Genomic DNA, 21,895 nt, shown 5'->3' on the forward strand with positions numbered 1-21,895 from the left:
TCGAGGCGCCCCGTCCCGCGCCTCAGTCATCCGGAAAAGTCGGATCGTTCCGTCCCTTCTTTGTTGTCTTTCGTGTCGTCGAACTCTTCGGGCCCTTGAACGTTCCCGCGCTGAACGAACCCTTCTTCGCGGCATCGTAGCCCTTGGGAAGGTTGGGAATGCTCGCGGCATCTCCTCGCAACTGCGAAACGTCGCGCAAGATGATTTCGAACTGCCCCCGGTAGCTGCGGATCTTCCCATATATCTCGACGTCCTTACCTTCTAGCGTGCGCACATCACCGACATCGCGCAGGTCGCGCGGAAATACCACGACCGTAAACGGACACTTCTTGTAGTCCTCGCAGAAGTTTAGGAAGTGCAACCCTCCCGGCGAGACCGCGACCTTGACGACTTTGCCCTTGATACACGCGACCTCGCCCAGATGATCCTGCGCAGACTGGAAGGGGTAACAATCGGCCCGAGCAGTGGAGCAGAGCAGAATCAGCCAGCAGACGGTCGCCACGGGCAAATACCGAAAAAGCAACTTGCGTGATTGTGTCATCGCTAACGATTGTGTTCGGAGCCGAAACACAAGTCGAGCACGAATGAGCTGTGGAGTTTCAGAATGGGAATGGAGAATTAGCGTGCCAGAGGATCCGTACTCGGCCGCGCCGGTTCCATGTGCAGCATCGAAACGTCCGACACCTTGCCGTCCGGTCCGAAGGTCACCGTGAAATCGCTGCGGCTCAGGAACCCCGTGAACGTGAACTCCGCCTGCCACGGAGTTCCAGACGCCCGAATACGGCGTTCGAGATCGTTGGAGAACTGGCGGCGCGTCGTCCACGTCCGCGTCGGCTTATCTTCCGGGAAGGTGGATGAAGTCGTGTTTACCGCCGAACCCGCTGGGCTCGTGATCGCCATGAAGCGCAACTGCCCATCCCTGGCGGCTTCACTGCTCAATGTGCAGGAAATCCAACCAGAGCCCGCATCCATAACGTCTGCGGCGCTCATTCCCATATGGACGCGCGAAATCATGCCCCGTGCGGGACCCATGGAGATCCACCACATAAGTCCCAGCGCAATCATCGCGACAACTACCAGGAAAACCGAAACTCTCATTGAGCGCTTTTACCGCGCTTGGAACGGCGGAGCAAGAGGAAAGTAGCAGGAGAACAGCGGAGGTAATCGGGGGAACGACTGAAAGCAAAATCGGGAACACAAGAACGATATTTGGAACCGTGGTAGAAGGCGAGTTATGCCTTTGACATTTCTTCGAGGATCGCCGAAGCGGCTCTCGCCGGATCGCTTGCTGCCGTTATTGGCCGTCCGACAACAATGTGGCTGGCTCCCGCCGCCATCGCCGCTTTCGGAGTGACCACCCTGGCCTGATCGCCAGCCTCGCTCCCTGCGGGCCGAACCCCCGGTGTAACGATCGCGAACCCGGTCCCCAGCATCTGCCGCAAATGTGCCGCCTCTTGCGCCGAAGCGACTACCCCACCGCAACCTGCCTGCAATGCCAATCCGGCCAGCCGAAGCACATGCGGCTGAATGCCGTCTGTGATCCCCTGTTCCTGCAAATCGGCGTCGTTGAGGCTGGTCAGTACGGTTACCGCGAGGATCAGGGGCTTGCTCGATGACTGCGACGCAGCTTCCGCGGCGGCTCTCAGCATCTTCGTGCCACCTGAAGCGTGTACCGTCAACATGAAAACGTTTAGCTTGGCCGCCTCGGAAACGGCGCCCGCCACCGTATTTGGGATGTCGTGAAATTTGAGGTCCAGAAAGACCTTGCGGCCGGAGGCCACCAGGTCGCGAACCAGTGCCGGTCCTTCGGCGGTGAAAAGCTGTTTTCCCACTTTAAAGGTAGTAGCTGACTCGCCAACGGCGGCGACGATCCGCCGTGCCTCCGTCGAGGTCGAGACATCGAGCGCAACGATGAGCCGGTCGCGAGGTGAAAGGGAAGCCATCCGGGAAAGGATAACAAAGCTACCCTTAACCGCGCTGACGATCCCGAAATGAAAAAGGGAACCGAGTTTTTCGGTTCCCCCTGATCTTTCGGTCGCTTCTAATCGCCACTCCGGGCTTCCAGCCTCCCGTTCTGGGCCACTTCTGGCAGTTGCACGATGTCCAGGCGCACCTTAGTTACGCCCCGCCCTCGCATCCCGAGGACTTGGGCCGCGCCATACGACAGGTCCATGATCCGGCCCGGAACTACGGGACCCCGATCATTGATACGGACGATTACCGACTTGTGGTTCCGCAGGTTCGTGACCCGGACCCAGCTGCCCAGGGGTAGGGTGGGATGGGCCGCCGTGAAGCGGAACATGTCATAAGACTCGCCCGAGGCGGTCTCTTTTCCGTGGAACTGCTTTCCATACCAGGAGGCCTCGCCTACCTGGTAGGGCTTAACGACCTTCTTGCTGGCCGGGGCCTTGGGGGCGTTGGCCGGGGATTGCTTGGCCGAGGGACCGTTCTGATGGCCGGGTGCCGCTCCCAGGGTGCTGGCCAATAAAAAAGCCAACAGCGATTGGGTCAGTACTCGTCGCATTCACTACCTCTCTCATGGTCAAGTTCCAATCTCCTCCGTACTTGGAGAAGATTCGTAATTCTAAGAAAAAAAACCAATTAGAAGCAACCTCTAATTTTTAAGCCCTATTTTTCCGGTTGCATTCGGCCTCTGAAAGTGCTAGGCCAATGACCCAAGGGAATGTAATTTAATGGTCACCCCCATGGGTTACTTATCAGTACCTGATTCTACCCACTTCGAAGCGAAAAAGACCATCGTTCTTCGAACTGGAAACCACTCAATCTGATCGTTGGGGCGCGCTTCCCAATTTTGAGCCCTGGCTCAGCCCAGTGGTTGGTTCGGCGCAATAGGATTTTCGGCCAGTGTCCTTATTTTCCTAAGTACATCTTGATCAATAGGTTACGAGCGGCAGTATGAATGGTGCTCGTTGATTGCAGCGGCCATGCACCTATGTCGCATTCCTAATTTTCTGTTGAGGATCGTGTTCATCCTGACACAATCACTATCCCCGTTGTCGCGTCCGCTCGCGAGGTGTACCTTGCGGACATGCAACCCGTGGTGCTCTCCATAGCTGGTTTCGACCCATCCTCCGGGGCCGGGGTCACGGCCGACATCAAAACTGCTGCCGCCCACGGTTGTTTTGCCCTGGCGTGCATTACCGCCGTAACCGTCCAGACCACCCAGGGCGTCCGCCGGGTCGAGCCAATGGGGGCAGAAACGGTCTCCGAGACCCTTTTTGAACTCGCCGCCGACCTCCCCATCCATGCCGTCCGGATCGGGATGCTCGGCTCGGCCGAGGTCGCCGAATCGGTCGCCGGATTCCTCGAGACCACCAAGCCCCCTAATATCGTCCTCGACCCCATCCTCCGTAGTTCGTCGGGAGCCGACCTCCTGGACCAAAGAGGTGCGGAAATTCTCCGCAAACGTCTACTGCCTTTGACCACGGTAGTGACCCCGAATCTTGCCGAAGCGTCCGCTCTAACTGGCCTGTCCGTTTCGGGAATCCCTGAAATGCGCATTGCCGGAAGAGAACTGCTGCGCCTCGGCGCCCGAAACGCCGTGGTCACTGGCGGCCATCTGGAGGGAGAGGCGGTCGATTTGCTCCTTTGGTGCCCCGAAGGAACTGACGAGCTTTTCGAGGAGGAACTGCGCGGTGAGCGAATTCACTCCTCATCCACCCACGGCACGGGGTGCGCCTTTGCCACGTCGGTCGCCTGCCACCTCGCTCGCGGATTCCGCGTCCCCGAAGCCGTCGCCGGAGCCAAACAATTCGTCCGAAGTGCCATCGAGCACGCAACTCCCCTGGGCCACGGAAAAGGGCCTATGGAGTTGTTGTGGAATCTGAAGACAAGCAAATAGCCATCAGCCATTAGCAAAAGAGCGGAGGCATCCGGGTATTTGTCTCTGCTAAGTTGCTTACTCCGGCGGCTTCTGCTGCTTCGGCGTCGTCCCCTTGTCCGCGTTAGGCGGTTGCTGATTATCCGGAAGTGGTGGAATAACCCCGCCTTGCGACTGCGTTCCACCTTGCTGTTGCGTCTGCGCGGGAGGATTCGTCCCCACCCCGCCGGCACTCGGCGGCTGCTGGTTGTCCGGTAGAGGCGGGATGACGTTCTGTTCCGGCTGGACCTGTGGTTGCGAACTTGGCTGCGAACCGGAAGGTGCCCCACTGCCATTCGGAGGCTGCTGATTCTCCGGCAGCGGCGGAATGACGTTTTGCTCCGGCTGGACTTGCGGCTGCTCATTCGCCGGGAGAGGAGGAATCACTCGCGGTATCGCCTGCAAAATTGTCTCGCTGGTCCCCCACTGGTCCGCCGGTTCCCCTGCATTGCCGCGAGGAATCAGAACCGTGTCGGTGGCCGAATGCGTCGGATGTACCGGCTCGGCTGGTTCCACGACAGGCGTATTGCCCCTGGTCAGGAGGGTCGCAGTCCCGCCCTGTCGCCGCCGAGCTTCCATCTCGCGTTGCATGGCGTCGTCAACCGTTTGATCGTTCACCGCCGCTACGGCCCCCATGCGCTGGCCCTCCATGTCGCGCCGGGTCGACAATGCGACCTTTGCATCGGAAGCCGCCCCTTCACGCGCTTTTGCGTAGAAGAACTGCGCGGTTTCGCGATCGCCGTCCATCTCCGCCAGGTATCCCATATTGTTCAGCGTGAACGAATTATTGGGGTCGATCTTGTAAGCCTCTTTGAAATATTTCTGCGCAAGATCGTGCTGGTTGCGATTGATGGCCGAAACCCCGCGAAGGTTCAGGCGCGCAATGCGTTGCTCTGGTGTCTCCCCGTGCTTGAGCACTTTCTCAACCGCCTTGGCATTATCCTCGGCGATCTCGCGAATCGGCTTGCCGCGCCAGTCCTTGTGCAGCGTCACCACTACGGGCGAATTGGATCCGGTCGCCGCTGCCTCGTTGTAATACTTCACAGCATCTTCCAGTTCGCCTTCTTTTTCCTTGGCGAAACCGAGATTGTTCAACGTAAACGCATTGTGTGGAGCGAGTTTCAGTGCCTTGTGCAGAACCACATCGGCTTCGGGCGCGCGATCCTTCATCAGCAACCCCATCGCGTAAACGTTCGACCGGTTGATCTCCATCTCACGATCGATCGCGTTCCCCGCCACTTCGGCCACTTGTTTTCCCTTGGCGTCAGGGTTCGTCGCTTTCGCGATTGCGGCCTCGGAAGGCTGTTCGGCAGCGAGCGTGTAGAAGCGCTGCGCACGGTCCAGATCGCCATCAATCTCGGCAATGTAGCCAAGGTTGTTCAGGGTGAACGGGTCGTTCGGGTCGAGCAGGTACGCCTTGTAGAAAAGCTTCTTCGCCTTATCGTAGTTATGGTTCTGAATCGCCTTCACGCCGTCCTGGTTCAGTTTCTGAACCGGAGTCGGGTGGCTGCGCTTCGGCAGCTTGATGTGAAATTCCTGCCCATGCAGAGCAGGCAGTGCAAAAGCCACGGCCAAACAGCCAGCGAGCGCGACCCGAACAGGGAACTTGAGCTTTGCGGAAACCGGGGACACAAACGCCTCCGGCGGCTGAAACCAGCCGCTCCGATATTCGATGGGGGATTCGGCAGAGATGTTGGCAGGGAAATAAAGAAGGTTGAAGTTCCAAGGCGCAAGAATTGGGTTCTTGCACCTTGCGCCTTGTATCTTGTGCCTTCCGTCCGGCAGCACCGTTCCCCTTACCTGCATCGAAATTAGGTGAGGAGTACTGTTTCGCAGTCCCAGGCATTCAAATGAAACGATTTTTCGTTCTCCCGATCGTATTGCTGACCTGCGCTGCTGCCTTCGCGCAGACCCCCGGCCCGGAGTCCACCAGCAACAATCAGAATCAGCCCTCAGTCAACCTTCCGAAGACCACTCCACCGGTACAGGCACCGGAAAGCAAATCAGCGCCTTCTGCGACTCCGAACGATGGCGCAACGCCCGGTATTTCCGCCGAAGTGCCCGCCCAAAACAGTTCGCAACCACCCCAGCCGACAACCGAAATCCTGCCGCAGGGAAACTCTACCGGCTCCGCCGACCCTCTCCTCGAACCGAAGGAACTCCCGAAGAAAGAGCTTTCGCTGATTGGCGGTATCGCGACCAAGGTGGATCCCATTCGCAACCGCGTGCAGGTAAAACCGTTCGGCAGTGGAAAGAAACTCGACGTCCGTTTCGACGAGCGCTCGCACGTCTATCGCGATGGCCGTGAAACGACCGTCATGGGCATCCACAAGGGCGATCGCGTTTATCTCGATACCATGCTGCTCGACGGCCACGTTTTTGCGAAAAACCTTCGCGTAATGACTTCCACACAAGCCGCCGAGGCGCGCGGCCAGTTGACCGGTGTTTATCCGAATAGGAACGAGTACACCATGATCGACAGCCTTACCGGTCAGAGCTTGCGCTTCCAGGTGACTCCGCGCACCACGCTGCAGGATCGCGGTCAACTTGCAACGGCGGCGTCGCTGAAACCCGGTGCGATTGTCGATGTCATATTCCTGCCGGGCCAAAAAGGTGGAACCGCACGCCAGGTACTTGTCCTGGCCGTCCCCGGTCAGACCTTTATCTTTTCCGGCAAGGTCACATACCTCGATCTGAGCACCGGAACGCTCTCTCTCGACAACCAGACCGATGACAAGAACTACACTCTGCACTTCAACCCTGCGGCGGTATCCGATCGCGAGCACTTGACTGTTGGCAGGGAAGTCACCGCCAGCGCCACTTTTGACGGCCAGAACTACCGCGCAACCACGGTGACGCTAATGTCGCTTTCGAGCGCACAGCAATAGCCGCACTATCTGACCTTCGGCGCCTCACACCTGCTCTTCGTGCCCAACGTCTGTCGCAATAGCAGAGGTGACTCTTTCTCGCACGCACTGTGCTATTTTTCCCTTATGAAGCTTCGTCTCGGCTCGGTCTCCGAGATGCCCGCCGTCGGTACCGCTAAGGAATTCGATTGCGGCGGTAAGTTGTGCTGTGTCGCCAATGTCGGCGGACGCCTCTCCGCCATGGATAACGTTTGCCCGCACCGTGGCGGACCGCTGGGGACTGGCGTCATCGACGCCGGCAAGCTTATCTGCCCCTGGCACGGCTGGCAATTCGATCCCGCCACCGGTAAGGCCATCCATGTCCGCGATGCTGCAGTCGAACTCTATCCACTTTCTGTCGAAGGCGAGGACGTCTTCATAGAAATCTCGTAGTACCTTCGACGCTGGCATCTGCGCGTTTTTCGCAGATGTGGGCTGTTCTGCGCCGAAATTCCATTGGCAATCTCCCGTACCGCGGTTAAGATGTGTCCACTTTTGGTCAAATCCAGGGGAAACGGGTGCCACTCCGTCTCCGCATGGGGCCCGCAGGGTCCTAAGGGAAGAATGCGGCTGCGCGACCAAGTCGAGGTTTTGCCTCGCTGGGCCATTTACCTGATCAGCTACTCGATCCTGGCGATCGTTGTCTATTTCAACTTCGTCAGCGAGCCCGGCTTCTCGATGGACCTCTTCTACCTGGTTCCCATCTACTTCCTGACCTGGTTCGGCGGGATCGCGCCCGGTATCGTGATGGCATTCCTCTGCATGGTCTCGCTGGTTGCGGCGGACCTGCACTGGCATTTGCCACTGTTCACCTCGCCCGAACTCGGCTGGGATCACGTTGCTCGCTTTTGTTTCCTGTTCATCACTACGGTCCTGCTCGGACGGCTGCGCGAAGCATATCGTTCGGCCAGCGAATCATCCCGCAGCGACTTCCTCACCGGCCTGGCGAACCGCCGCGAGTTCTTCGCCGTCGCCGAGCAGGAACGACTGCGCGCGGCGCGTTATGGCAAGTCCGTCAGCGTCGCTTACATGGACCTTGATGGCTTCAAGGAGATCAACGACCAACTCGGGCATTCCGCGGGCGACACCATCCTGATGGACGTCGCCAACGAACTCCGCAACAACCTTCGCGCTACCGACGTCGTTGCGCGAATGGGTGGCGACGAGTTCGTCATCCTGTTACCGGAGACCGATGCCGCTGCGGCGAAGGCGAAGATCGAGCAGTTGCGCGAACTACTCCTCGTCCTCGCTCGCCAGCGAAACTGGCCCGTCACTTACAGTATCGGGCTGGTCACATTCCTGCATCCGCCGAAGTCCACGGACGAAATGATTGGCGAGGCCGATCACCTGATGTACGCCGTGAAGCGCGGGACGAAGAACAACCTCGCGACCGGAACCTGGCCACACGAGAAGAGTTGATATCGCGTCGGCGCCTTGGCCACGCTCGCGGGAGCGTCGCGGCTCCTGCAGAACGGGACATCGACGACTCAGTCCGCTGTAGCGCTCTTCGGGGTCCGGCCAAACAAAGGATCGAGAACCGCTTGCCGCAGCCCCTTCACCTTCTGCTTCGAGATATTCCAGCCGATTGCGATTGCGCAAGAAACGACGGTCATCAGGATGATGAACATCATTGTCTGAACGGGATTCAATTTCTCGCCGATCGTCTGCCGCAAGCCGATGCTCCAACTCGTTCCATAGAGGATCGCGATGTGGATCATGTAGGCGACCAGCGACTCACTCGCCAGCCTCTGGCCCAGCGGCAGAGACTTTATGGGCAACCATCGCAGTACGCTGCCGATCGCCGTCATCAACAGGCACAGAGCGCCCCAACGGATTAGAAAGAGATTCGGGCTCGTCTTCCAGTAATCGATCGGGCCGTAGAGGCTCCAGGGCATCCGCTGCAGTACGTTTCCAGCGACGATCGCAATCAGCGCTGCGATCAGCGTCACGCGAATCGTGGTGCTCGAGGGCTGCGTGATAAACAGGTAGCCCAGCGACGCTCCCATGAAGACGTAACCTGCCCAAGGGAATAGCGGGAAAAGAGAACCGCTGTTTCCGTTCAGGTATGCGGCGGCAAATCCCGGCATGTGGTTCCAACTTGCCGACCAGGTCAACGGAGTCGCGAGGACGATCGCGCTTCCGATAGCGATGCAGGCGATCGCGTAGCGTTGCGGCGATCGCGCGACCAGCGCCAGCAACTGCATTGCGATCAGCGTTATGCCGATGCATTGCAGCACGTCGACTTGATACCAGCTTTGCCATGCAGCGCTATCGACATACTTCAGGTCGGCGAAGGAGCGCGCTGGCATGTGCATGAGGTATCCGAGGCAGACGAAAACGGTGAATCTGCGAATCCGGCGGAAGACCTTGCTGGACATGTCTGAAGGCGACTTCGCGAACATTCGCATGGTCACAACGAAGAACGAGCAGCCCGCGAGCGAAAGGAAAACTGGAGCGGTGAGTCCTCGGAGGTAGAGCCAAAGGTCGAAGAACTGTCCCTGGCGATACTGCGGAGCCAGAAGGACGTGGAGCGTGTGCCCCTGGATCATGAAGAAGATTGCGAATACTCGGGCCAAATCAATAGCCAGTATTCGGCCCGATTGCGAGGGTGTGGAACTCATCTGCACCAACCAGTATATATGTCAGGGCGGATTAGATGCGGTGATCCAACGCACTGACACGAGCCCTGCTCTCAATTTCGCAAATCTTTGTTCTCAATACCTTGGATATGTTCGCAACCAGGTGAACATATCTGGCCCACAGATATCAGAACTCAACTACCAGTTGTGCCGTGTAGCTCCGCGGCCCAACGAAATGGGTTCCGCTAAAGGTTGACAGGAAATTGTACAGTGCATACTTGTCTGTCAAGTTCACTACAGTAAATGTGAGGTTCGTCCTGTAGCGGTCATGCCGGAGCAAATTATCCCAGCCGACAGCCAGATCGAACATGTGGCGCGGATTGATTCGCGGCGGATTCTTGTCATCGTTCTCGGTGCCGGGAGCGGGGATCCGCACCAGTGGCGAGGTGAGGCTGCTCCCGGGGCAACCGGAGAGAGGTGAAGTGAGCGTTGCGCGCACCCCGTTACAGGTTAATTCGATCTGCGCCTGCTGATCGGCCGACAACGCAGTAAGGTCGACCGGAACCAGTGGATCCGGATTGGTCGAAAAGGGAGCACTGCCGGCGACGAGCCCACTCTCGTAACGCCAGTTAAATCCGAGCCACGGTCCATTGGGCTTCGGTTGATACTGCAGGTGCGTGGTTTCTTCGAAAGCCTGGTCGTGGTCGATGCGGAAGACGGTGGCGTCGATCACGTCTGCGTTGTTGAAGAACAGGCCGCCGACTTCCGGCCCGAAGAAACGCGAACGCGTGTGGCCCAGTACGGAGTACGCGCTGAGGCCGTGGTATGCGGGCATGCTGACCTTGATGCCGAAGCCATCGATCTTCGATTTTTTCCACTGGATGGGGAATGTTACCGGCGTGTTGAAGATCAGGTCGAAGTCGTAATCGCCCTGGGTGTATTTCCAGAAGTATTCGGCGTTGACGAGGGCGTACTTTCCGAACGCCTGCTGGAAGCCGGCGTTGTACTGGTCGCGGACAGCCGGGCGGATCCTGAAGTCGCCGGCGGCGCCAAGAATGTTTCCGGTGGCGCTGGAGATGATCAGGTTTTCGTTGTACGGAGTCGGCATAAGCCGAGCGTAGCCGAGACGCAGTACGGTCGAGGTCGGCTTCACCAGGTAGCTGACTCCGAGGCGCGGTTCGAATTGCGAGCGGCTGGTCAGCCCGTTGTAGGTTTCCGCGCGAGCACCCACGAGGAATGTCCAATTCCGCCAACTGATGTTGTCCTGCAAATATCCGGCAAGTTGTTTTACGTCGGTGTGACCGCGAAACTGAAAGAGCGAGCCACCGCGGGTGAGGTCAAGTGAGAGCAGGCCGGGCACGAAGTTGGGATTCACCTGCTGGCCGGGCCCTGCACAGGCAGCATCGAGCACCGAGGGATCTGTGATCGGCGCGCCGTTTATATCGAGGCAAACTGGATTGAAGGCCGGATCGGTGATGCCGGTCTCGAAGCCTTCGGCTAGAAATGTGTGGTACCACTCGATCCCGGCCTTGAGGTTGTGTATTCCCTTCGAGTAAGAGAAGTTCGTTTTCAGCCCGGCGTTCTGCAACCGGCGCGATTGCGAGAGTGTCGCCGTCTGATCGTGAAATGGGTCGGCGCTCGGATAGTAGTGGAACTGATCCTGTCGCAGGTAAGGATTAACGCTCAGCAGCATCGAACTGCCGAACATGTGAGTCCATACCAGGGAAGCGTTATAGCTGAGAATTTTCGCGCGCTGGTCCTGTCCAAGTGCCTGCTGGTCATATTGGTTCGGCGTCTGGAACCACGAGCGCGAGAGCCCAAGGTTCAGGTGAATGGAATCTACCGGGCTGGGCTGGAAGTCGATCCGGTCGAAGAGGTTCTCTCCGTTGCCGTGGTCGTGCAGTGGCTGGAACTCCGGCGTGTCCAGGTATCGTCCGCTGTTCACGCCATCAATCGCCACGAAGTTTCCGAACCGCTTGTTCCCGAATCCGAGCGCGATATCCGAGTTCGTCGTCCCGAACGAGCCATAGCTGGCGCTGATACTGCCGTGGGGCGTGGAATTCAGGCCCGAGCGAGTCGTGGTGCGAATAATGAGGCTCGGCTTGTCGCCGTACTCGGGCGGCACAACGCCGTTGATGATCTCCATGGACTCGACGGCGTTGACCGGCAACTGGTTCGAGAAGACGCGGCTCTGCTGGTCCGTGATCGGCTGGCCATCGACGCTGAAACTGGCGTCGGCGTGTTCGCCGAGCGGGTGGAAGAGGCCATTGGAATCGGCCGCGATACCCGGCGTCGAAAGCGTCACGAGAGAACTCATCGGTGAATTGACGCTTTCGGTGGGAAGCTTGGCGTAAAGGTCACGGTCGATGTCGGTGTGCGCCACAGGCTCGTTCTCCACGAGGTCGGCGTGTTCTTCGACCGTAACCGTCTCGGTGTTCGCGATACTCAACGACAAATCCGAACTCACCGGAACAGAGGAGCGAACAATCACATCCTGCACAGCATCCTTGAAGCTTGGGTGAGTGGCTGTCATGTGGTAGTTGTTGAACGGCACGTTCTGGAAAATGTATTGACCGTTGGAACCCGACTCTGTGCTCGCGCTGTAACCGCTGACCGGATTTGTGATGTTGACGGTTGCACCGGCAACGACGGCGCCCGACGGATCGAGGACCTTGCCTCCCACGGTTCCCGAGGAGCCCGCGCCCTGCGCAAACGCCGAAAGGGTCAGCAAAAGAATGGAAGGTGCGCCGAAAAGAACCAGCGCAAGACGGACACGCGGAATCCTGCCGAGGTACGGCATGAAAACCTCCAATGAAAATCGTTCAGAAGTTCGTATCTTCTGTTTGGCAGAAAAGGAGAGAACGACTAGAAGTTTTCGGGCGGAGGGCGAATGAAGAAGGATGGGACGGACAGTCGGGAATAGAGTTGCGGCTCCGGCATGGCCTTGATTATGAGGTAATCGAACGTTATCGCCGCGACAGCGGCTTGCGCCGGCGCAGCCATCGAGTGCGCCGCCACGCAAAGCAAACAATGCGATTCGCTTTTCGGGCTGTTCGGGTTGGCCGGATTATGCGCGTGGATAAGCTGCGCAGTTGCGAACACAACCAGTGCCAGGACGAAAAGCGTCGCCGCCAACTGACGCAATGTCGAACGATCGTTCTGGAGTGGTCGATTCATGACTGCAAGAACAGCAGTGCCTCTCCACGATTATGAGCTTTGGGAAGGTAAATCTGAATAGCTAACAGCGGATTTTCGCGGATTAATAATAAAAGCCCCGCATCGCCTCGATGCGGGGGAAGGAAGGTTGCACTGCTTACTTTCTACGTTCAGGAGCTAACTGAACCGGAGATACCTTCTGGCCCGACTGATGTCCCCACGAATGGCCCAAAACCCAGTTTCCAGTTGCCGGTACCCGACTACAAAACCAAAGAAGGCTTACGCGCTATACAGGCGGGCGCTGGTGATCTTGTGATTCAGCATGCCGGCCATCTGGTCGATATCGGTGGGCAGGAGGTCGCAGCGTGCGTGGTCGTCGAGGAAGCGTGGTTTCTCCGGCGGCATGTCCGGCTTCCTGCCATGGAAGACGACGGAACCCATACCGGCGACGGCGTCGCGGCGGACCTGGATGAGCAGGCCCTGCACGGCGTGGGCGTCGAACTTGTTGGGCGTCAGTTTCACGATTTCATTGAGCGCTTCGCCGACCGACATCGAGTGACGATACGGGCGCTCGCTGGTCATCGCGTCAAAAGTATCGGCGACGGCCATGATGCGCACGTCGCGATCGAGTTCGTCGGCGCGGAGATGGTCGGGATAACCGGAACCGTCGTTGCGCTCGTGGTGCCAGCGGACGACGTCGGGAATCTTGGGCCACGGGAAGTGAATCCCGGTGACGATCTGGTGGCCGGCGGTGGTGTGCTCGGCCATTTCCTGGAACTCGCGGGCGTCGAGCGCGGCTGGCTTGCCGAAGAGATATTTGTCGACCGAGACCTTCCCGATATCGTGCAGATACCCGGCAGCACGGAGGCCGGCAATGTCGTTTTGCGTGAAACCGAGGGCCTCGGCGATTCCCGCGGCATAGCGGCCAACCCGGAGCGAATGTCCGTGAATGTTGACGTGCTTGAAGTCGATGGCGGAAGCGAAGGCTTCGAGCGTGGAGTCATAGAAGTTGTGGATGGTGGCCATCAACTTCAGGTTCTCGCTCAGGCGCTGGCTCAAGGTTTCCGTCAGCGCGTGATTGTGTACGGCAAGCGCGACATAGTTCGCCAGCAGCGACAGGCCTTCGAGGTCCTCGTTGTCATAATGCGCGCCCTGGTTGCGCTGGCCGAGACCGATTACGCCCACGAGTCGCGTTCCGACGCGCAGTGGAGCAATGCAACGGAGAAGTTCCGGCGCTAAGTTCCCGTTCGAAGTGAAGTATTCGGCCCAAGACTCGGAGTCGAGCGTGCGCGGGCCGGGTGAGCGGGTGAGTGCGTGTACGTGCTTGGGTAATAAGGGAATGATTGCAGGTTGAGGAAAGGAGGTGTATCCGCGAGAAGCCGCCGAAGCCAGCATGGCGGGCTTGTCGGTGAAGCGGAACAGCACGCCTTCGCGCGCGTCGAGCGCGTCCATGAGGGCACCAAGCATCGTAGGCGCCGTTTCGGTGAACTCCTGTTCGGAGGTCAACATAGGCGCAAGATCGCTTAGCGCTTCAAAAGTAAGCAGAAGACGCCGGAAATTTTGTTTAGTCCCTGCCACTCATTACTGGCAGAGAACCACCTCAGAGCAAGTCGACTCTACCACGTGACTAAAGTTCAGTGTACCTAGTACTTGTTGTGTAAGTAGGTTACGGGTTACCGGGAAGGTAATACGTGAGGCAATCGAAGAACCGAGGATCGGGTGGACGCCAGGCACAACTACCTACTCAACCCAAAAGAACTTGATTGGGGCACCCAAATTTCAGGCGGTGGCTTCGAGTTGACCGGAGCGATCATCGCTCAGGACTTCGCGAAAGACCGTACTGAGGTCGAGAAGCGCGGCAGAGCAGTCGCCTTCGAAACTGGAGCCGTGCATCGTGGCGAGGCGCGCGGGCTGCAGGGCGGCAAGGGCCGAAAGCAGTCGTCCTGTCTGCGAGGTGTAGGGCGTGACGTCAGCTAGAGGCGAGAGTTGGCCATCAAGCAACGCCTGCCGCGCACGGCCGGTGATGTCGGAACCTGTGATGGGCTCGACGTCGCCGTTGTGGGTGAAGAGATCAGAGCAGAGAAGAGTCTTCCGGGTCTCCTCGAAGAGGACGCCGGCGTCCCAGCCATGCGGCAGGTGGGGCGTGTTGATGTAGCGGAACCGGTATTTGCCGGTGGAGAAGCTCTCGTTCACCTGGAGCGCGCGAGGCGGCCGGTCGGCGAAGTTTCCGGTGGTGACGATCGAGCCCACGGTGCTGACAATAGTCTCGGCTCGGGGCGCGGCGGCCAGCCATTCGTTCAGGGCGCCACATTCATCGGGCTCGAAATGCCCGAAGCTGATGTAACGAAGGCGCCCAGGCTCGATAAGACGATCGACTGCCTCACGAACTTCCGGAAACGTGGCTCGAAATCCAGTGTGGAAGAGCAGAGGCTCTTCATCTTTCACGAGGAAATGGTTAAAGCCCAGGTTGAACTGCGAGAAGAATATGTTGATGCGATAGAGATCGGGCGCGATCTCGTGGATGCTGGCTGACATGACACACCCCACATTGCGGATGCGGATATTCTCTCACGCTTTGAGATAGACGACAGGGAGAGGAACGGGGAAGTCGCTAGATCGGGACGGCGACGCTTTCCACGATGTCACGGACGATCTGCTCGGCCTGCTCGGACCTCTTCATCGTCGAGGTGTATCGGGCGTTCACAACGACGCGGTGGGCGAAGGTGGCCACGGCGAGTTGCTTGAAGTCGTCAGGAGTGCAGAAGTTGCGGCCCTCGAGCAATGCCATGGCTTGGGCGGCGCGATAGAGCATGAGAGAGCCGCGCGGCGATACGCCGAGGGTCAACTGTTCGGAGTCGCGGGTCTTTTGCACGATCTGAAGGGTGTAGTCGATCAGGGCTTCATCGACAGTTACCCGCGAAACGTCTTCCTGCAAGGCGACAACGTCGTCGCCGGTGAGAACGGGTCTCAGATCGTCGAGGCGAACAGCACCGGCGTCGCCGCGGAGGATTTCGCGCTCGGACTCGGCTTCAGGATAGCTCATCCGCACGCGCAGCAGAAAGCGATCGAGCTGCGACTCGGGCAGCGGATAGGTCCCGTGGTGCTCGACCGGGTTCTGCGTCGCGATTACGAGGAACGGCTGCGGTAGCAAGTGTGAATGGCCGTCGACCGTAACCTGGTGCTCGTTCATTGCCTCCAGGAGCGCTGACTGGGTTTTCGGGGTGGTGCGGTTGATCTCATCCGCCAGCAAAACGTTAGCGAAGACGGGGCCGTGCTTGAACTCGAAGCGCTGCTCGCCGGCGGAATAGATCGAGATTCCGATGACGTCGCTGGGCAGCATGTCGCTGGTGAACTGAACGCGCTGGAACTGGCAGTCGATGGCACGGGCGATGGCCTGGCCAAGCGTGGTCTTACCGACACCGGGAACGCCTTCAATCAAGATGTGTCCCCTGGCGAAGATGGCCACGAGGGCGAGGCGGACGACGTCGTCTTTGCCACGAATGATGGTCTTCAGGGCGCTCTCAAGGAGCACGGCGCGTTGCAGGTTGGTGGAAGCCGTCTGCGACATGATGTTGATGCGATTGTAACGGGTTACCCGTGCGTTTCATAGCTCCGGAGGTAACCCGTCAAATCGACGGAAGGTCAGGGGCTTTCGGAGATAGAAGTGAAGATCGCGGATCACCTTGCATGAACCTTCTTCGCTCGCAATCCTCTGCAACCCGTACAACCTAAGTCACAGATTCGTACGATTGGCGAATGATAATCTGGAACGTTATTTGATTACTCTGGCGCCTTACCGTGAAGTTGCCGAAGAGCCACTCCGGTCGCGCCGGGAGGAACGATGAAGAAGATTGCTGTGCTGACAAGCGGTGGAGACGCGCCCGGCATGAATGCCGCCATCCGCGCCGTGGCGAGAGCCGGCATAGACAAAGGCTGGGAAGTCGTCGGCGTAAGACAAGGGTATCAAGGTCTCGTAAACGGAAACTTCATTCCGTTGCGCGCCCGCGATGTTGGCGGAATCATCCAGCGCGGCGGAACCATGCTCGGCAGCGCCCGTTGCGTCGAATTCGAGGAGGAGGAAACGCGCGTCGAGGCCATCCGTCAGCTCAACTGCGAAGACATTTCCGGACTCGTCGTCATTGGCGGCAACGGCTCACAGACTGGCGCGCACGCTCTCTACAAAATGGGATTTCCGGTCGTCGGCGTGGCTTCCACCATCGACAACGATCTCGCCGGATCGGACATTACTATAGGGGTCGATACGGCCCTGAACATCGCTCTGGAAGCTCTCGACCGTCTCAAGACCACAGCCTCCTCGCACCGTCGCGCCATGCTCGTCGAAGTGATGGGTCGCAAGTGCGGATACCTGGCGCTGATGGCGGCCATCGCCGGGGGTGCCGAAGCGGCCGTGATTCCCGAAGTGCCCACGCCGCCAGAGGAGCTAGCCGAACAATTCCACGACGCCTACCAGCGCGGCAAGATGCACGCCATCGCCGTCGTCGCCGAAGGCGCCGAGTACGCCGCCGAGGCCCTGGTGAACTATTTCAAGCAGCATAAGAGCCGCATCGGCTGGGACGTCCGCGCGACGATCCTCGGCCACGTGCAGCGCGGTGGAATTCCAACTGCCTACGATCGCCTGCTCGGAACCCGCTTAGGCGCGGGCGCCGTCGACGCTCTGGCTGGCGGCGAACAAGGCGTGCTCGTCGGTTGGCTTAAAGGCAAAGTTCTCACCACGCCGCTCGACGAAATCGTAGGCGTGCAGAAGTCGATCGATCCTGATTTGCTGCGACTGGCGCACGTGCTCGAAGCCTGACCCAAGAAACCGATCACCCTTCGATCCCCACATCTGCCCTTGTTGGCAGATGTGGGCCTGTCATCTCGTAGACCTGCTAATCTGGTTATCGTGAACGCCTCGGAACTCAAGCGGCTCTTCGAGCAAGTGCGCAGCGGCAAACTCACCGCCGACGACGCCGTCGACAAACTGCGGCATCTCCCATTCGAGGACCTCGGCTTCGCTAAGGTCGATCACCATCGCTCACTCCGCGCCGGCATGCCCGAGGTCATCTTCGGGCCCGGTAAGAAACCCGAGCATCTCGCGGAGATATTCGGCCGTCTGGCCAAGCGCGGGAACAGTGTCCTCGCGACCCGCGTCACCCCGGAGCAGGTGCGCGCCGTGCGCAGGAAATTCCGCAAGGCTGACAATAATGAGCTCGCCCGCACCCTCACGCTGCGCCAGAAGAACCAGAAGCTGGGGAAGGGAAGAATCGCGATTGTCTGCGCCGGAACCAGCGACATCCCGGTCGCCGAAGAAGCCGCGGTTACAGCCGAGTTGATGGGCAATGACATTGGCCGAATCTACGATGTTGGCGTCGCCGGAATTCACCGTCTCCTTGCTCACAAACTGGAACTCGCCGACGCACGCGTGATCGTGGTTTGCGCCGGAATGGAGGGGGCACTGCCCAGCGTCGTCGGCGGCCTCGTCGGCGTACCGGTCATCGCCGTTCCCACCAGCATTGGCTATGGCGCATCCTTCGGCGGATTGACGGCCCTGCTCGGCATGATGAACTCCTGCGCTTCCAACGTGACTGTCGTGAACATCGACAACGGGTTCGGCGCCGCTTACGTCGCCACCATGATCAATCGGCTGTAGGTTGGCGCGCCATTTCATTGCATCCCAATTCATTCATTCGTTATCACATCTGTTGTGACCGTCAAGAAAACAGGAATACGGGAAGAACTGAAGCAGACGAAGCCGTTCCATAGCCTCGCGCAAGAAGCGTTTCTTTCACTGCAGCGAACCGCCGACGTGATTTCACAGAAGTTCGAAGAGTTCCTGAAGCCCTGGGGCATCTCGGGCACGCAGTACAACGTGCTCCGAATTTTGCGCGGCGCGGGTCCTGAGGGTCTGCGTTGCGGCGAGATCGGCGATCGCATGGTTACCCACGATCCCGACATCACCCGCCTTCTGGACCGCATGGAGAAGGCCGGATGGATCGAGCGTGCCCGCCATCCCCGGGATCGTCGCGTCGTCCTGACCGAAATTAACCGTCGCGGTCTCGACCTGCTCAGCGAGATTGATAAGCCTCTCGAAGACTTTACGCGTGGAGTTGGGAAACATGTCCCGGAGAAACGACTTCGCCAGCTAATTGCAATTCTCGACGATATCCGTAATGTTCCCGAGCCAAAGCACGGGAGACGCTCTCTGAAGATCTGCTAGTTGTGGCCGAGGACCGTCTTGAGGTCTTCCCAGAAACTCAGGATCAGCACGATAGTCGATCCAACGACGCCAATCCCGAACAGAGTTGAGATGCCGAGCAGGAACCACTTCACGACAATGTGAATCGCCGCAACCATCTGATTCCATTCGAGCACCCTCGCCATAAAGAATTTGTAAAAAGGCGATAAGGAGTTCGTAGAGGCGGGCGGCAACTTTAGAAAAGTCGGTTGTGATAACGATTTTGCGGCAAAATCTTCGCGCTAGAGGTACGCGATTTCCAAGGGACCAGAAGAACAGGGATCGCGACTCGCGACCGAATCAGGGCGGCGTAAGCAGGTGCCGGGCACCTGTAACTGGTACCCGGTACCGCCGCAACTTAGCTTTCAAATACTCTCTTGAAAATCTTATCTACGTTCCTTAACTGCCGTTGCAGGTCGAACGCATTCTCAATCGTCTCGCGCTTCACCTTGCCGGCGATATCCGGATCGTTCAGGACAAGGTCGCGGAAGTTGGCCTCTTCCTTCCACGCTCGCATCGCGTTCCGCTGAACGATACGGTAGGCGTCCTCGCGTGAGACGCCGGCTTCCACCAGGTCCAGCAGCAATTGTCCGCTGAAGACCAATCCGCCGGTCGAGTTGAGGTTCCGCAACATACGTTCTGGATAAACGAGCATTGTATCGATCAGGTTCGTCGTCTTGGCCAGCATGTAGTCGAGCAGGATCGTTGAATCCGGCAGAATGACGCGCTCCACCGATGAATGCGAGATGTCGCGCTCGTGCCACAGTGCCACGTTCTCAAATGCCGCCTGCGCGTTCGACCGCACCACCCGCGCCAGGCCGCTGATCTGTTCCAGCGTCACCGGATTGCGTTTGTGCGGCATCGCGCTGGAGCCCTTCTGCTTCTCGCTGAAGAACTCTTCCGCCTCGCGGACTTCTGTTCTTTGCAAGTGCCGGATCTCGGTCGCGATCTTGTCCAGCGTCGAGGCAATCACCGCCAGCGTCGCGACATAGAACGCATGCCGGTCGCGCTGAATCACCTGGGATGAGACCGCCGCGACGTTCAGTCCAAGTCGCTCGCAAATCTTCTCCTCGTACTCCGGTTCAAGGTGCGCTGCGTTGCCCACAGCGCCCGAGAGCTTGCCGACGCGCATCTGTTCCGCCGCCATTCGGAACCGCTCGAGGTTTCGCCCCATCTCCGAATACCAGTTCGCCAGCTTCAGTCCGAACGTAATCGGCTCGGCATGGATTCCATGCGTGCGCCCGATCTGCGGGGTGTGCTGGAACTCGAACGCTCGCCGCTTCAGGACATCGACCAGCTTCTCGATGTCGGCGGCGAGAATGGCCGAAGCCTGATTGACGAGCAGTGCCTGCGCCGTATCGACCACATCATTCGATGTCAGCCCGTAGTGCAGCCAGCGCGATTCGGGCCCGACTTTCTCGGCGACCGCGGTTGTGAAAGCGATGACATCGTGCTTCACCTCGGCCTCGATTTCGTTGATGCGCTTTAGATCGAAATCGCCTTTGGTACGGATCGCCTGCGCAGCCGACGCCGGTACCAATCCTGCCTCGGCGAGCGTCTCCGTGGCGGCTACCTCCACCGCCAGCCAGGTGCGAAACTTATTCTCATCGCTCCAAATACGGCCCATCTCAGCACGTGTATAGCGGGCTATCAATTTGCAGGCTCCTCTCAGTGAACTCCGGAGTGTCAATCAGAACAGAACATTGTAAATGCTGCCGGGCGCGCCGCGCGCATGAGTCCGCGACGTGCCTGCACCCCTCTCCCTGTAGAATGGATTCAGCACCGGCCGCGTTTGACTGAATGCTGATTGCTGAGTGCTCACTGACGATGTCTTTTGAGCTTTTCGTCGCAACCCGATATCTTCGCGCCAAGCGCCGCCAGGCCGTTATCTCAATCATCACCGTGATCTCCATTATCGGAGTGACCGCCGGTGTGGCCTCGCTGATCATCGCGCTAGCCATCAATAACGGGTTTCGCAAGGATCTGCAGGACCGCCTGCTCGGCTCCACCTCGCACGTCAATCTGGAACGCATCCAGAACGACGGCATTCGCGACTGGCGCCCGCTGCTCGATCGCCTCCAAAAGCTGCCGCACGTTGTCGCCGCATCGCCCGCAATTTATGAGCAGGTGCTGATTTCGCGTGGCGCTCGCGCCAAGGGAGCCATGCTGAAAGGAATTGTCCCCTGGCGAGAGCGGCGCGTCAGCGAACTCCTGCAGGACGTCAAACTCGGCTCCGTGCAGCCACTTATCGACTCCCAGGAACGAGCGACCCCCTCCGAACCCAAAGGTCCCGAGGTGAACAATCCTTCGTCGCTGGAAGGCGCCGAGGAGCGCTACAACAGCCTGCCGCCAATCATTCTCGGCAAGGATATGGCCGACGACCTCGGGGCCACGGTCGGTTCCGTCGTACTCGTCACTTCGCCGCAAGGCGAACTCACGCCCTTCGGAATCGTCCCCAAGTACGAGCGCTTCAAGGTCGTCGGAATCCTCGAATCCGGTTTCTACGATTATGATGCCGCCTGGGGACTGATTTCGCTCGCCGACGCCCAGCGCCTCTTCGGTGAAGGGAACCTCATCAGCGTCATCGAGTTCAAGGTCGACGACATCTACAAGGCGGCGCAAATCGGAGACGAGATCGTGAAGGCCGCCGGCAAGGGCTTCGACGCCACGAACTGGATGGAAATGAACAAGGCGCTGTTCCGCGCACTCCGCCTGGAACGCCTCGTAACCTTCATTACTATTGGACTGATCGTTTTCGTGGCCGCGCTGAACATCCTCATTTCTTTAATCATGATGGTAATGGAGAAGACCAAGGACATCGCCGTCCTTGTCTCGATGGGCGCCAAACCCGGGCAGATCCGCCGCATTTTCATGTTCCAGGGCGTCCTCATCGGCGTTGTCGGAACCATCCTCGGGCTTGCCGTCGGATACGCAGCCAGTTTCCTGGCGGGACACTACCGGCTCATTTCACTCTCCGCCGAGGTCTATTCCATCGATTACGTGCCCTTCGCGCCGCGACTGAGCGACGGCATTCTCGTCGCGTGCGTTGCACTGTTCGTTTCGTTTGTTGCGACGCTCTATCCCGCGCGCGCTGCCGCCAAGGTCTTTCCGGCCGAAGCCCTCCGTTACGAATAGCCTA

At 58.9% G+C, this 21,895-nt stretch carries 21 protein-coding genes; 8 read left to right on the forward strand and 13 right to left on the reverse strand.

The window, feature by feature from the left end:
• Positions 1–22 precede the first annotated feature (22 nt).
• The 4 genes from ROO76_06500 to ROO76_06515 all read right to left on the reverse strand — a co-directional run bounded on the left by ROO76_06500 (position 23) and on the right by ROO76_06515 (position 2,524).
• Entirely contained in the window at positions 23–502 is a 480-nt protein-coding gene (locus ROO76_06500; protein ID MDT8067802.1) for a hypothetical protein, read from the reverse strand.
• Positions 503–618: 116 nt separating this feature from the next.
• The gene (locus ROO76_06505) at positions 619–1,098 is read right to left on the reverse strand and encodes a hypothetical protein (GenBank protein ID MDT8067803.1); all 480 of its coding nucleotides are present in this window, start codon (positions 1,096–1,098) and stop codon (positions 619–621) included.
• Positions 1,099–1,232: 134 nt separating this feature from the next.
• Positions 1,233–1,943, reverse strand: coding sequence for an orotidine-5'-phosphate decarboxylase (gene pyrF / locus ROO76_06510; GenBank protein MDT8067804.1), 711 nt, complete (start codon positions 1,941–1,943; stop codon positions 1,233–1,235).
• Positions 1,944–2,041: 98 nt separating this feature from the next.
• Positions 2,042–2,524 carry a septal ring lytic transglycosylase RlpA family protein gene (locus ROO76_06515; protein MDT8067805.1) on the reverse strand — a complete coding sequence of 161 codons (483 nt, stop codon included), beginning with the start codon at positions 2,522–2,524 and terminating at the stop codon, positions 2,042–2,044.
• 525 nt (positions 2,525–3,049) lie between these two features.
• On the opposite strand from ROO76_06515, the gene thiD reads away from it, so the two are divergent.
• Entirely contained in the window at positions 3,050–3,862 is an 813-nt protein-coding gene (gene thiD, locus ROO76_06520; protein ID MDT8067806.1) for a bifunctional hydroxymethylpyrimidine kinase/phosphomethylpyrimidine kinase, read from the forward strand.
• Positions 3,863–3,919: 57 nt separating this feature from the next.
• Here thiD and ROO76_06525 read toward each other — a convergent pair whose 3' ends face one another.
• A complete protein-coding gene (locus ROO76_06525) occupies positions 3,920–5,512 on the reverse strand; it encodes a hypothetical protein (GenBank protein MDT8067807.1) in 1,593 nt (530 codons plus the stop codon).
• Between the two features lie 218 nt (positions 5,513–5,730).
• Here ROO76_06525 and ROO76_06530 point away from each other — a divergent pair, with 218 nt between their 5' ends.
• The 3 genes from ROO76_06530 to ROO76_06540 all read left to right on the forward strand — a co-directional run bounded on the left by ROO76_06530 (position 5,731) and on the right by ROO76_06540 (position 8,205).
• The gene (locus ROO76_06530; protein ID MDT8067808.1) at positions 5,731–6,768 is read left to right on the forward strand and encodes a hypothetical protein; all 1,038 of its coding nucleotides are present in this window, start codon (positions 5,731–5,733) and stop codon (positions 6,766–6,768) included.
• A 105-nt stretch (positions 6,769–6,873) separates the two neighbouring features.
• The gene (locus ROO76_06535) at positions 6,874–7,179 is read left to right on the forward strand and encodes a Rieske (2Fe-2S) protein (protein MDT8067809.1); all 306 of its coding nucleotides are present in this window, start codon (positions 6,874–6,876) and stop codon (positions 7,177–7,179) included.
• A 171-nt stretch (positions 7,180–7,350) separates the two neighbouring features.
• Positions 7,351–8,205, forward strand: coding sequence for a GGDEF domain-containing protein (locus ROO76_06540; GenBank protein ID MDT8067810.1), 855 nt, complete (start codon positions 7,351–7,353; stop codon positions 8,203–8,205).
• A gap of 68 nt (positions 8,206–8,273) precedes the next feature.
• Here the strand turns inward: ROO76_06540 and ROO76_06545 are convergent, their stop codons facing one another.
• The 6 genes from ROO76_06545 to ROO76_06570 all read right to left on the reverse strand — a co-directional run bounded on the left by ROO76_06545 (position 8,274) and on the right by ROO76_06570 (position 16,089).
• Positions 8,274–9,407 (reverse strand): heparan-alpha-glucosaminide N-acetyltransferase domain-containing protein, encoded by a 1,134-nt coding sequence (locus ROO76_06545; GenBank protein ID MDT8067811.1) that lies wholly within the window; start codon positions 9,405–9,407, stop codon positions 8,274–8,276.
• 145 nt (positions 9,408–9,552) lie between these two features.
• Positions 9,553–12,165 (reverse strand): TonB-dependent receptor, encoded by a 2,613-nt coding sequence (locus ROO76_06550; GenBank protein ID MDT8067812.1) that lies wholly within the window; start codon positions 12,163–12,165, stop codon positions 9,553–9,555.
• 65 nt (positions 12,166–12,230) lie between these two features.
• Positions 12,231–12,542, reverse strand: a complete 312-nt coding sequence (locus ROO76_06555; GenBank protein MDT8067813.1) for a hypothetical protein — start codon at positions 12,540–12,542, stop codon at positions 12,231–12,233.
• Between the two features lie 258 nt (positions 12,543–12,800).
• Positions 12,801–14,030 (reverse strand): HD domain-containing protein, encoded by a 1,230-nt coding sequence (locus tag ROO76_06560; GenBank protein MDT8067814.1) that lies wholly within the window; start codon positions 14,028–14,030, stop codon positions 12,801–12,803.
• Positions 14,031–14,300: 270 nt separating this feature from the next.
• Positions 14,301–15,056, reverse strand: a complete 756-nt coding sequence (locus ROO76_06565) for an MBL fold metallo-hydrolase (GenBank protein ID MDT8067815.1) — start codon at positions 15,054–15,056, stop codon at positions 14,301–14,303.
• A 76-nt stretch (positions 15,057–15,132) separates the two neighbouring features.
• Positions 15,133–16,089, reverse strand: coding sequence for a MoxR family ATPase (locus ROO76_06570; protein ID MDT8067816.1), 957 nt, complete (start codon positions 16,087–16,089; stop codon positions 15,133–15,135).
• Between the two features lie 273 nt (positions 16,090–16,362).
• Between ROO76_06570 and pfkA the strand changes: the two genes are divergently transcribed.
• The 3 genes from pfkA (at position 16,363) to ROO76_06585 (ending at position 18,738) form a co-directional block, all read left to right on the forward strand.
• On the forward strand, positions 16,363–17,334 hold the full coding sequence (gene pfkA, locus ROO76_06575) for a 6-phosphofructokinase (protein MDT8067817.1): 972 nt from the start codon (positions 16,363–16,365) through the stop codon (positions 17,332–17,334).
• A 90-nt stretch (positions 17,335–17,424) separates the two neighbouring features.
• Entirely contained in the window at positions 17,425–18,171 is a 747-nt protein-coding gene (gene larB / locus ROO76_06580) for a nickel pincer cofactor biosynthesis protein LarB (GenBank protein ID MDT8067818.1), read from the forward strand.
• Between the two features lie 54 nt (positions 18,172–18,225).
• Positions 18,226–18,738 (forward strand): MarR family transcriptional regulator, encoded by a 513-nt coding sequence (locus ROO76_06585; GenBank protein ID MDT8067819.1) that lies wholly within the window; start codon positions 18,226–18,228, stop codon positions 18,736–18,738.
• Here ROO76_06585 and ROO76_06590 read toward each other — a convergent pair.
• Both ROO76_06590 and purB read right to left on the reverse strand, forming a co-directional pair.
• Positions 18,735–18,902 (reverse strand): hypothetical protein, encoded by a 168-nt coding sequence (locus ROO76_06590; GenBank protein MDT8067820.1) that lies wholly within the window; start codon positions 18,900–18,902, stop codon positions 18,735–18,737. The genes ROO76_06585 and ROO76_06590 overlap by 4 nt on opposite strands.
• Positions 18,903–19,114: 212 nt before the next feature.
• A complete protein-coding gene (gene purB / locus ROO76_06595; GenBank protein MDT8067821.1) occupies positions 19,115–20,410 on the reverse strand; it encodes an adenylosuccinate lyase in 1,296 nt (431 codons plus the stop codon).
• A gap of 173 nt (positions 20,411–20,583) precedes the next feature.
• On the opposite strand from purB, the gene ROO76_06600 reads away from it, so the two are divergent.
• Positions 20,584–21,891 carry an FtsX-like permease family protein gene (locus ROO76_06600; protein MDT8067822.1) on the forward strand — a complete coding sequence of 436 codons (1,308 nt, stop codon included), beginning with the start codon at positions 20,584–20,586 and terminating at the stop codon, positions 21,889–21,891.
• Positions 21,892–21,895: the final 4 nt, after the last annotated feature.

Source organism: Terriglobia bacterium, assembly GCA_032252755.1.
Lineage (GTDB): Bacteria > Acidobacteriota > Terriglobia > Terriglobales > Acidobacteriaceae > JAVUPY01.